The 12,658-nt window shown below is 39.7% G+C and carries 8 protein-coding genes; 2 read left to right on the top strand and 6 right to left on the bottom strand.

The features are described from left to right. Nucleotides 1–186: 186 nt before the first annotated feature. The 5 genes from QZR76_RS05260 to QZR76_RS05240 form a co-directional block, all read right to left on the bottom strand. On the bottom strand, nt 187–1,509 hold the full coding sequence (locus tag QZR76_RS05260) for a DEAD/DEAH box helicase (protein ID WP_294141046.1): 1,323 nt from the start codon (nt 1,507–1,509) through the stop codon (nt 187–189). A gap of 72 nt (nt 1,510–1,581) precedes the next feature. Further along, nucleotides 1,582–2,379 (bottom strand): patatin-like phospholipase family protein, encoded by a 798-nt coding sequence (locus tag QZR76_RS05255; protein ID WP_294141044.1) that lies wholly within the window; start codon nt 2,377–2,379, stop codon nt 1,582–1,584. 90 nt (nt 2,380–2,469) lie between these two features. Continuing rightward, nucleotides 2,470–3,474, bottom strand: a complete 1,005-nt coding sequence (gap, locus tag QZR76_RS05250; protein WP_294141043.1) for a type I glyceraldehyde-3-phosphate dehydrogenase — start codon at nt 3,472–3,474, stop codon at nt 2,470–2,472. 272 nt (nt 3,475–3,746) lie between these two features. Continuing rightward, nucleotides 3,747–5,084, bottom strand: coding sequence for a tRNA lysidine(34) synthetase TilS (tilS, locus tag QZR76_RS05245; RefSeq protein WP_294141042.1), 1,338 nt, complete (start codon nt 5,082–5,084; stop codon nt 3,747–3,749). 119 nt (nt 5,085–5,203) lie between these two features. After that, nucleotides 5,204–7,072 (bottom strand): hypothetical protein, encoded by a 1,869-nt coding sequence (locus QZR76_RS05240; RefSeq protein ID WP_294141041.1) that lies wholly within the window; start codon nt 7,070–7,072, stop codon nt 5,204–5,206. 511 nt (nt 7,073–7,583) lie between these two features. On the opposite strand from QZR76_RS05240, the gene ettA reads away from it, so the two are divergent. Next, on the top strand, nt 7,584–9,260 hold the full coding sequence (gene ettA, locus QZR76_RS05235; RefSeq protein WP_294141039.1) for an energy-dependent translational throttle protein EttA: 1,677 nt from the start codon (nt 7,584–7,586) through the stop codon (nt 9,258–9,260). 11 nt (nt 9,261–9,271) lie between these two features. Beyond that, entirely contained in the window at nt 9,272–10,075 is an 804-nt protein-coding gene (locus tag QZR76_RS05230) for a hypothetical protein (protein ID WP_294141037.1), read from the top strand. 49 nt (nt 10,076–10,124) lie between these two features. Here QZR76_RS05230 and QZR76_RS05225 read toward each other — a convergent pair whose 3' ends face one another. Then, complete coding sequence (locus tag QZR76_RS05225; protein ID WP_294141035.1) at nt 10,125–12,614, bottom strand: AsmA-like C-terminal region-containing protein; 2,490 nt, start codon at nt 12,612–12,614, stop codon at nt 10,125–10,127. Nucleotides 12,615–12,658: the final 44 nt, after the last annotated feature.

Genomic DNA, 12,658 nt, shown 5'->3' with positions numbered 1-12,658 from the left:
TTCAATTAATCGCAAATTTTAAATTGAATTTTTGATTTACGATTAATTTCTGCTCCTGCCATTTTAAAATCATTGATCTAAAATCCGAAATCGTCAATCTTCTCAATCCCAGAATCCCTCAATCCCTTAATTACAAAATTTCTTAATTTCCGAATCCTTTAACTTCGCTTGTTTCGGATATGGCTTTTAAAAGGAGATAGCGAATTTGGTTTTCATGTTTTTGATTTTTTCTTTCCGGATAAGGGCTAGTGTTTTTCTTATCTTTTCGCGTTTAATGGCCACAAAAGCATGAAAATCTTTTACCTCGATATGTCCGATTTCCTCTTTTTGTAAATTTCCTTTTTGACAGAGAAAGCCGACTATATCCATTTTACTCAATTTGTCTTTTTTGCCTTTTCCGATGTATAAGGTATCCCATTTCGGTTTAGGGGGAATCTTATTTGTGCCGGATAAACGGAAAACCTCCGGAATTTCCGGGAGATATGCCGGACATGTTTCTGATTCCTCCAGAAGTATAAAGGCAGTTCCTGAAGCTTTCATCCTGGCAGTACGGCCATTACGATGAATGAAAGCCTCTTCTGTTTCTGGCAGATGGTAATGGATAATATATTGTATTTCAGGTATATCGAGACCTCTTGCTGCTAAATCGGTTGAAATTAAAATTGCTGTACTTCCGTTTCGGAATTTGCATAGAACTCTTTCTCTTTCCGTTTGTTCCAATCCGCCGTGAAAAAATTCACTTTCCACCTCCTGTTCCCGGAGGTAGGAGCTGATCCGTTCGGCGTGTTCTCTGTAATTACAAAAAATAAGGGTCGGAGCTCCGTTTAATTCTCCTAACAATTGATATAGGGTGGTAAGTTTGTCTGTTTCCTCTGAGTAGACGGTTTTTATTTCTAATTTGCCGGAAGGTGTTTCTTTTAAAAAGTTAATGGTGTGAGGTGATTCCATCCCGACAAATACAGGGATTTCAATGGCTGAGGTGGCAGAAGTGAGAATCCGCTTTTGAATCCCGTGTAAACAGGCGAATATTTCTCTCATCTCTTCGAGAAATCCGAATTCAAGCGATTTATCAAATTCGTCCAGAATAATTGTATGCACCTCTTTTAAATCAATATTTTTCCGATCGATATGGTCTAATAGTCGGCCGGGAGTACCTATGAGTAAGGCCGGGGGGTAGGCGAGACTTCTCTCTTCAACTTGAATATCATGTCCGCCATAGCAACATACGACCCGATGGAGACTTTTTAGAGATCGAAATACGGATTCAATTTGAAGAGCCAGTTCCCGGGAGGGGGTAAGAACCAATGCTTGGATCTCTTTTTTGTCGGTTGACAATCTTTCTAAAAGGGGAAGCAAAAAAGCTAATGTTTTTCCGGAGCCGGTAGGGGATAGTAAAAGAATATCTCTATTATTTTGCTGGGCTTCAATCGCTTGGTTTTGCATTTCGTTTAAAGCCGTAATTCCGAGTGATTGCAGTATATTCCGAAAAGTGTTGTCGATGAGTGTCATTAGTATGAATTAAGTTTCCGACAAAAATAATATTTACTTTTCGGTTTAAAACAGATACGACTGATTATTCCATCAGTTTAGTCCTAAAGTTGTCATTATTTTAGGGCGTTTAAATACAATCATAGCTTCCTTATAGCCTTCATCGAAAATCTTTTCCGTATTATTCAGGTCAAACATACTGTATCGGCTAATGTGCTTAGGCATAATCAGAATGTCACAACTTTTAGCATCAATATTCATATTGGAAAGAATTCCCATGTGGAAAGAGCGTTCCGCGAGATGTACCAAATTCTTAATATGATTACTGGGTTCAACCGGGTCGATATGGACTCCGATAATGATATCACATAAATCACGGATCGGACGTACTGGTAAATTCATAAAAACACCACCGTCCACGTATTGTTGATTATCAATAACCATAGGTACGAATACGATCGGAACAGATGAGGAAGCCACGACCGACGGAATAACCTTGCCGCTGTTAAAGTGAGCGGGAATACCCAGGTTCATGTTGGTTGCCGTGACAACCAGAGGAATTTGTAATTGATCGAAGGTTTCTACTTGAATGAATTCGGATAACCGCTTCTCCATTCCACCCATCATCATAACTCCCATTTTAGAGACAACGGGACGGGCAAAGTCTAACATCTTTGTTCCCAGAAAGAATGAAAGCGACTCTTCTGCTGTGTGCCCGGAGGCAATCATGGCTCCGGCAATAGCTCCGGCGCTGGTACCGGAAATAATATCAGGTTTGATCCCTAATTCTTGCATGGCCTTGTATACTCCTAAATGTGCAAAACCTCTTGCTCCTCCTCCGCTTAAAACTAATCCCAAATGATAGGGTCTTTTTTCCTTGTTGATATCCATAGAATATATATTGTTACTTTCCTTACTATACGGGAATGAAAAAGAATGGTTGAAAAAAAAGAGCCGGTTTATAACCGACTCTTTCCGTATTTATTTTACAGTCGCCATGTGAGCGATCAATTCGATTACTTTGTTGGAGTATCCCCATTCGTTGTCATACCAAGAAACGAGTTTAACAAAGTTTGAATTCAATGCGATACCTGCTTTTGCATCAAAAATGGACGTACGGGCGTCTCCTAAGAAATCGGATGAAACTACGTCTTCTTCCGTGTATCCCAAGATTCCTTTTAATTCGTTTTCAGAGGCTTCTTTCATGGCAGCCTTGATTTCATCGTATGTAGCCGGTTTTTCCAAACGGCAAGTTAAATCTACGACAGAAACATCAAGTGTCGGAACCCGGAATGCCATACCCGTCAACTTACCGTTTAATTCGGGGATTACTTTACCCACGGCTTTGGCTGCTCCCGTAGAGGATGGAATAATATTACCGGCTGCAGCGCGTCCACCTCTCCAATCCTTTGCAGAAGGACCGTCAACCGTCTTTTGAGTTGCTGTAGTAGCATGCACGGTAGTCATCAAACCTTCAACAATACCAAATTTGTCATGAATTACTTTTGCTAACGGAGCCAAGCAATTGGTGGTACAAGAAGCATTGGATACGATAGTTTGTCCGGTATAAGATTTGTTATTTACACCCATAACGAACATAGGGGTATCGTCTTTTGAGGGTGCTGACATGACAACACGTTTTGCTCCGGCTTTTAAATGAGCTTCGGCTTTTTCTTTTGTCAAGAATAATCCGGTAGATTCAACAACATATTCAGCTCCTACCTCATTCCATTTTAAATTAGCTGGGTCTTTTTCAGCCGTAACGCGAATCGCTTGTCCGTTTACAACTAATTTGCCGTCTTTCACTTCGATCGTTCCATTAAAACGTCCGTGCATGGTATCGTATCTAAGCATATACGCCATGTACTCCACGTCGATAAGGTCATTAATCCCTACGATTTCAATATCGTTTCTACCCATAGCTGCACGGAAAACCAAACGACCAATACGTCCGAATCCGTTAATACCAACTTTAATCTTTGACATCTCTAATTATATTAATCGGTTAATAATGATATTATTATTCTTATTATTCTCTTATTTTCATACAAAAGTATGGATAAAAAAATGAAAAACAAAGAAGTTTTTGAATTGTTATACGCGAACGTTTTTTTTCTTAAAAAAATTTGCGCAAACGTTTTAAATGACTATCTTTGCCATCGCAATCTAAGAAATGTTTTTTGCTTTTATAAGTGTAGTAAATTTATTGTTAGTGTGTTAAAAAGAGGCTAAGGCCTCTTTTTTAATTTTTCGCTTTTTTATTCTTGTGTCTTAGATGAGACCTGTATCATTAAAGCCTTTTTGGTGCCGGGTGTAATTTTATAACGATCGTCCAAGCGATGCCCAACGACCCAGATAATGTCTTTTCCGGATTGGATGATAAGGCACTCTTTTTTCTGTTTTGCACTAAATTTTAAATCAATAAATAGATCGCTCAATTTCTTTTTACTTCTTTTCATTCCTAACGGACAAAACCAATCTCCTGTCGACCAATGGCGTACGATAAGGGGATAACTGATTTTATCCAGATCGAAACAAGCGACGTGGTTTTCTTTGGGTATTTCAAATTCGGAAGAGATCTCCATTTCGTCCAAAGTAAAAGTAACGTTGTTTAAATGATAGGTCCCATTGTCGGCCATTAAAGTATGTTCATCTTCTTTTTCAAGGATATTAAATAACCTCCAGTAAGTGCGTCCTTTGGTCAATAAGTATTCCTCCGCTTGAAATTGCTTTCCGGGAATAGAATCGTTACTTTCTAATATATCTTTTACCTGGGTGGTATTAAATCCGTAGGGTTTTAGAATTTCATATAATAAGGTATAGGGGGCGGGTGAGTCCAATGTCTGCTGGATATGGATTAGCATCTCACCGTTTTCTTCGGATACGATTTGTTGTTTCAACTGTTTTATGCCGTATAGATAGATTTGTTCGACTTCCCGCATTGCCTGACAGTTTTCCTGTACGGTTTTTAAAAAAGAGGGATTGATGTCTTTGCATACCGGAATAATGAGGTGACGAATTTTGTTTCGTACGTAATCCAGCGTGTTATTCGTGGAGTCTACACGATATCCTAACTTGTTGAGGGTAATGTAATCGATGATTTCATTTTTAGAACGGTCTAATAGAGGACGTAATATCCTTCCGTTTATCGGACGGATTCCGGTGAGTCCCTTGATGCCGGTTCCCCGGCAGAAATTAATAAAAATAGTTTCGGCCAAATCGTCGGCATGGTGTCCTACCACGATGTAATCCATGTTTTTTTTCTGCCGGACTTCTTCAAACCAATTGTATCGTAATTCTCGGGCAGCCATTTCGATACTTATACCTTTGCTCTTGGCGTGGGAGAGCGTATCGAATTTCTTGACGCTATGAGGAATTCCGTAAGTGTCACAAAATCGCTTGACGAATTGTTCGTCCATATTGGATTCTCTTCCCCGCAGATTGAAATTGCAATGCAATGCCAATATTTTAAGATTTAAATACTTAAAGGCATGCAGCAAGGCTATGGAATCTGCTCCTCCGCTTACCGCAATGATAAAACCGGCATTTTTGTCGATGGAATGCTCTTCCAGAAAATGATTAATTGTCTCGATCATGGTTTCCTCGTTCTAATGATAGACTAAAATAACGATTTTATCGGGATTATAAAAATTAGAGTATCGAAAGTTCTGTAAAAAGATGATGGAAGGTTTCCGGATATCTCGTAAGCAGGAGATTACCAGAAGCGTATTTCTCCGTTTTGGTAGGTAAAAGGACGCTCTTCCCGCCCTGTCGAGTGATTTCTTAACCAAAACAAGGCTCCGGATGGGACGGAGTCGTACTCGATGTAGTAATCGTCTGCTATTTTCCTGCCCAAGGAGTGCCAACCGTTATGACCGTAAAAGAATAATTCGTACTCATCACCGGGATGTATTCCGTTACCATCGTTTGGGGAAAGATAGCCAATGGAAGAGATCTGTACCGGTTCGCCGAAATCCAGAAGAAGATTTCTATGCATGTAAGTATAGGTTAGCGGGTCGTTATCGCTTAAATGTTCTTCCTGACGATTGTTGTCCTGAGGAATAATTTTCCAGGACAAAGATTTACCTTTCACATCACGAAATACAAGTTCCGCTATATGAGAGTAATGTGTGTTGCTTATTTTCCAATATCGATACTTTAAATTGGTATCCACCTTAAATGTAGTATAATGCATATATGGGTTTTCGGTAATTTTGTGGATAAATACCGAATCTTTAAATGAAAGAGTATTGGATGCACTGAAACAATTCCCTTTTAATAACTCCCCGTATACGGTTTTATAACTGACAACGGGGAATTTTCTGGTAATTCTGATTTTTTGATGTTGGGTGGTATCCGGAATCAAAAACTCGGTTTTTCCGTTAGTTTTTAAAATAAAAGGATAGTTTCCATTCATTAACTGATTGCCCGAGAAATAGACCGGGAAATAAACAATACCTCGTCCCAGTTTGAAAAATTCTACCTGATCGTGTGCGATTTTTCCCCATCCCACGATTTTTAAAGTCAAATCGTTAAACATGGCAATATAGGCGTATTTGACACGGCGGGAAGGGGGGAACAGAAGATTCACCTTGACGTCGGAAGTGTTGAGGTATACGTCTGTCACATCTTTATTAAAGGGATCTCTGAAAAACTCGGGAATAAAATTCTCTCCTTTCGGGTCATATGGGATTTCGTTGATAGAAAAAGTTTTCCGGTATACTTTCGGCGCTGTTTTTCCTTCTATCTGATACGAGGAGAGAGTTCTGTATTTGGGATCGACAACGACCATCCAATAGTGATACCCGTTCATATCGGCCCAGGCCGGAACGAAATCAATGGTACAGGGAATTCCCACGTTTCGGGTTGCTATTGCACGCAATCGGCTGTCATTAATGCATTCGTATTTTTGGTAAGGAATGCCGGCAATCATATCGGAAGAGGCTTGTTCGCTATTATAAAATTCTATGGATGCTTCCTTTGCCAATTGAAATGCGGAGTATTTCTGATCGTCACAATAAGTTGTTTTTTCAGTAATCTTATTTTCGTAGATAGGAATAATCGAGTCCTTCCAACTGTCAAGAGTCTCGTTATCGATACGATAGGGTAATAGGTATTCACAAAAATCTTCGAATGGTAAAGATTCCAGCCAGGGTTTGGTTTTCAACATCTTGAAGGCTATATCTATATTGTGAATCAAATAGTCGGCTTTGATGTGTTTGACATCTTCTTCTTCTTGTAGTTGCTCTCTATACTCTTTATAACGATAGGGTTGCATTAAGATGATTTTTTTTAGCCAATAGGAATCCGGTAACGTATCGACGATACTCTTAAATTCTCTCAGGTAAGGTCCGTTGTAAGAGAAATGACCAGGCATGTTTTCAATAAGGAAGACCGCTGCTTTTCGTTTTAGACTGTCGGCTGGATCTTGTGAATAATGCTTTAATACTTTTTCTAATTCTTGCCGATTTTTTCCGCTTAATTTTAAGGCATAGCTTAATTTTTCCGAATGAGTTTGGCAAGAAAACCAGAAAGTACTACCGAGAACCCACAATAAATAAATGAATTGTTTTATTTTTATCATACCGGCGATTCGTTTCATTTTGGCAAAAGTAATGAAATTTAGTGTTGTAAGGGAAAATTGAAAAGAGAAATATGACCCCGTTATCCGATTCTTTCTATATGTTTTTATTATATTTCAGGAAAAATGAAAGACAGTGGAGAAAACTTGTTAACTTCTTCCGGTATATTGCCTCCGGTTTTTCTTCTTTTTTTAATTTTTATTCGAAATAGACGAATACATTTGTTGATGATTTTGATAATTCGTAAAAAATGTAAAATGGAACAGAGTTTCTTTTATTATTGAAATAAAAGGAGAGGAAAAGTGGATGAAAGGGATATGGATGAAATATCTGATGGACAAGTAAATTATTTTTTTGTTTGAAGCCGTTGAAGGGGATAAAATGATTTTTACTTAGTGTTATTAAGTATTGTGATTTTTTTTATTGATGGATATGGCTTATCTTTGTATTCATTTTGATAGGAATAAGTTGTAAGTGTAATTTAAACATAATAATAGAACAAGTTAAAAACATATGGCAGACGATAAAAAAATTATTTTTTCAATGATGGGGGTAAGTAAGACCATTCCTCCGCAACGAAAGATAATAAAAGATATATATCTTTCTTTTTTTTATGGGGCGAAAATTGGAGTAATCGGGCTGAATGGATCTGGTAAATCAACTTTATTAAAGATTATTGCCGGATTGGATTCTAATTATGAAGGTAAGGTTGTCTGGTCCAAAGAGCATTCAATCGGTTATCTTCCCCAGGAACCGTTGTTAGATGATACGAAAACGGTGAAAGAGGTGGTGGAAGAAGGAGTTCAAGAAGTGATGGATCTGTTGAAGGAGTATGAAGAGGTGAACTTAAAGTTCTGTGAACCGATGAATGACGACGAGATGGATAAATTAATGGTTCGTCAGGGAGAATTGACCGAATTGATAGAGCATAACGGGGGGTGGGAAATTGATCAGAAATTGGAGCGGGCCATGGATGCTCTTCGTTGTCCGGAGCCGGATGCTTTGGTAAAGAATTTGTCTGGAGGAGAACGTCGTCGGGTTGCACTTTGCAGGTTATTGCTGAGAGAACCCGATATTTTATTGCTGGATGAGCCTACGAACCATTTGGATGCGGAGTCTGTCGAGTGGCTGGAACAACATTTACATCAATATTCCGGTACGGTGATTTGTGTAACTCACGACCGTTATTTTTTAGATAATGTGGCGGGATGGATTTTAGAGTTGGATCGGGGGGAAGGAATACCTTGGGAAGGAAATTATTCCTCTTGGCTGGAACAGAAAGCTAAACGTTTGGAACTGGAGGAGAAGCAGGCAAGTAAACGAAGAAAGACGCTGGAAAGAGAATTGGAGTGGGTGAGAATGTCGCCGAAAGCCCGTCAGGCAAAAAGTAAGGCTCGTTTGAAGGCTTACGACCGAATGATGGAGGAAGACGTAAAGGAGAAAGAGGAACAATTGGAGATTTTTATACCGAATGGTCCTCGCCTCGGAAATAAGGTTATTGAGGCGGAACACGTATCGAAGGGTTTTGGCGATAGATTACTCTTTGAGGATTTGGAATTCCAGTTGCCTCCGGCCGGAATCGTCGGGGTTATTGGACCGAATGGAGCGGGGAAAACGACTCTTTTCAGGATGATTATGGGATTGGAAAAGGCGGATGCCGGAACATTTGAGGTGGGACCGACGGTGAAGATCGGCTATGTCGATCAACAACATGCTTCAATTGATCCGGAAAAGACCGTGTATCAGATTGTTTCAGGAGGAAACGACCTGATAACCGTGGGTGGCCGTGAAATAAACGCGCGGGCGTATGTTTCTAAATTTAATTTTTCAGGTTCCGATCAAGAGAAAAAGTGTGGAATTCTGTCCGGGGGAGAACGAAATCGTTTGCATTTGGCTTTGGCATTGAAAGAGGAGGCTAACGTTCTATTATTGGATGAGCCTACCAATGATATAGATGTGAACACGTTGCGAGCATTAGAAGAAGGTTTGGAAAGTTTTGCCGGTTGTGCGGTTGTGGTTTCCCATGACCGTTGGTTTCTGGATCGAATCGCAACTCATATCCTGGCTTTCGAGGGTGATTCTAAAGTGGTGTATTTTGAAGGGAGTTACTCCGAATACGAGGAAAATAAAAAGAAACGTTTGGGAGATGTTACTCCTAAACGTATACGTTATAAAAAATTAATCGGCTAAGGTTAGAAAGCGTGCCTAAGAAAAAAGAAAATAATATCGTGAATACTGGCTTTGTTCCCGGTATATACAACTATTGCGATCGTTGGTGTGAACGCTGCAAATTCCAATCCCGTTGCATGAGTTTCACGATGGGGAAAAAATTGAAAGAAAGGGCTAAGGTCGATTTTGACGAGGAGTTGCCGGAGGACGATGATGTTGCCCTTTCCCGCTTGAAGAGTATCTTTGATTCAACCTACGAGGTGTTGCGGGAGTTAGCCGAGGAGAAGGGAATCGCAATCGAGGATATATATCGTGCAGAAAATATCGATAAGGGGTTCTGGGGTGAAGATTATGAGGGTTTGGACGATGACGATGAAGAGGTAACCAAGAGGGTGGAAAGAGAAGATATGATCTGCTGTAATCGGATATACGAGGCCCTTGCTGATAAATGCCAAGAGAGTATATATCAGAAATTGGATGAAGAGGAGGAGAAAGGAAACGGGATAAAGACCAAGGAGATCGATGAAGCATTAGTGGAAATCAGCTGGTACCTGGATTTGATCCACGCGAAAATGAAGCGGGCCTTGTATGGATTCCATATATACGCGGACAAGATCAATGCCAAACAGGAAGAAAACGATTATAACGGTTCTGCTAAAGTAGCCTTGTTGGCTATTGAAATTTCTTATCAAGCTTGGTCTGTATTGAAAAATAAAGTACCTTATTTTCAACAGGATATAAAGCGTATTTTAGTCGTTCTGGAGCAAATGCTACGGGATTTGGAACGTCGTTTTCCGGATGCCCGAAATTTTTGTCGTCCGGGTTTCGATCAATAAAATAAGGCTACTTTACAAGTAGCCTTATTCTATTGATGATTACATAACCTTATTTCTTTTTGAAAAGTTTATCAAGTCCTTTCAGTATATTTTTTTTAACCTCATTGCCCGCTTCTTTTTCTACGGCTTTTATTGCTTTTGTTAAGTCTGGTTTCACGATGGGTTTATCAAGGGTTCCTTCAATTTTTATGTCTACATCTAGCGCTTTGATATTGCCTGATCCCGGGAGTGCAGAGAGTACATTGTTGATGTCTTTTCCGAAATACTTCCGGTCGATATTCATGGATAGAGTGTAATCCATCTCTCCGTTTACGGTCTGTGAACCGGATATCGTCGTTGGGTTTCCTGCCAAATTGGTGGTGAAGGGTTCGATGATAATATTTCCGTGATCCAGTTTAAAATCTATTTTCAACTTGCTGATGCTGATTCGACTTAACTCGTCATTTTTTAATAAAGTGGCTAATTTAGCCATTGCCGGATTGTCTTTAATCAAGAAGCCGGCCGTGGAAAGACTTCCTCCTCCGTTTACCGTGTTCATAATTGGGCTCATCTCCTGATCTAAATTGGCGGAGAATTTCATTACGGTAGAGATTTTACCGGAACAATTCATTGCCATGGGAATACTTTGCTTGATAAAGGTAAACGCGTGGTAAGCGGCATTGATGTCGAAATCATCTATCCGGAGGTTAAAATCTACAGATGGTTTAGCCGGATTTGCCGTGTTGTAAGATCCGTTCATAAGCATTTTCCCTTCCAACATATCCATGCCGAGGTTTTTAAGCGTGGCAACACCTCCTGCTGTTTGTACATTACCGTTAATATTTTTAACCGTCAGTCGGTCAAACAATAGGGTTTTAACATTGGTATTCAAGCCCAATTGGATATTTTTAGGAACTTCAAATACTCCGCCGGACGAGGAAGAAGCGCTATCTGTTTGTGCTTGTATGGTATCTGTGGGCATATTCGCCATCAACTCGTTTAAATTCAGTAATTTCGAGTTTAAGTTGAAATTTCCTTTTAACGTTTGATTCTTAAATATATAAGGTAGATAGTTGGCCACGTATCCTTCCAGGGTGAGATCGGATGAATTGATTTGAATCAATAGATTTTTCAAATTCAAGCGGGCGGGAGTTACGGTTAAGTCTCCGGAAGGGATAGCGATGCCTTTGGGGAAATCGCTGTTTTTGAACAGGACGTCTTTCAACGAGATTTTTCCGGTGGCGGAAAATTTTTCGTATTGTTCTTTTTCGATGTATTGGTATTTGCCGTTAAATGCCATGTCCACGGAAAGTATACCGTTAAGGGTAATGTCTTTCATGGGAAGGGCTTTTTTCAGGCTTTCGAAATTAATGACTCCTTTGGCTTCTCCTTTTAAGGTGGGATCTTCCGGGTTCGAAACCAGCAAGTTCATATTGAACGGATTGTTTGCCACGGAAAAAGATAAGGTGCGCAAATCGGCAACCGTTAGAGAGGATGCTCCTCCCGGATTGGTAACGCTTAGCTTAAGATTAATTTTCTCTATGGATTCGGGAAGTTCCGGATATTTTAGACTGGCATCCAATATATTGAATTGGATATCGAATTGCGGAAGATGGTTTTCATAGTATTCTCCTTTTGCCGTGACGTTAAGTTGAAAACCTCCGGAAGTTTTTACTCCCTCGATCTCTTTTTGGAATTCTTTCGGCACCATAGCCAAAAGGCTTTCAAATTTGGTGTCGGGAGCGTTTAGCTTCAGATCCATATCGTATTTTTCTTTTCCGATTCCTACATTACCTGTCAAATCCAGTTTCAGATCGTTCAACGACATATCGTTTTTCTTAATATGGAACAGCATCTCTTTTAGGTTGGCTTCGATATCGGCTTGCCAGTTGAAATTCGTGTTGTTGACCCATACGCTGTTGCCCTGACGGAAATAGATATTTTTCAGATCGAGTAAAATTTGCAGAAGCGTATTTGTTTCGGAAAGATTTCCTTGCAATTTCAGGTTGATTTTATCGATATTGACATAGGTGGATGACTGGAAATCTTTATAGCCTAAGTAAAGATCCCGAATCTCGATATTGTTGAATCGGATCGATTGGCCGGAAGATTCCGTTTTTGTCTGGCTACTGTCTTGTGGTGTAACGGTTTCCGTGCTGTCCGATGCGATCATAATGTCCCAGTTCGCCCGGCCTGAAGCCGTTACTTGGGGCATCAAACGGCAATCTTTTAATAGAATATGGTTGATGATGATCTCATTTCCCGAAATAAGGGATTTTAGATTGACAGATGCTTCAAATTCGGGAATACGAATTAAGGTATCTTTTGCCGCTTCCCGGTTTTCAGATAACATGACATCTGTTAGCGTTACGCTTAAATCCGGAAAATTTTTAAACATACTTAAATTGACATCTCCGATTTTTAGGTCGGCTTTGATATACTTTGAGGATTGTTCTTCTATAAGTCGTAGAATATCGCTTTTAAAGAATACCGGGATCGTTATCAAGGCGATAAGGATCAGTATAAAAATGCTAAGGATAATAATAAATACTTTTTTCATATTTAGTTGCTTTTATGTTTCTAATAAATAATGAACCCCTACAA

Origin of the sequence: uncultured Sanguibacteroides sp. (assembly GCF_900543425.1) — a bacterium.
Lineage (GTDB): Bacteria > Bacteroidota > Bacteroidia > Bacteroidales > Marinifilaceae > Gabonibacter.
This window is presented reverse-complemented; position numbering and strand designations above follow the sequence as displayed.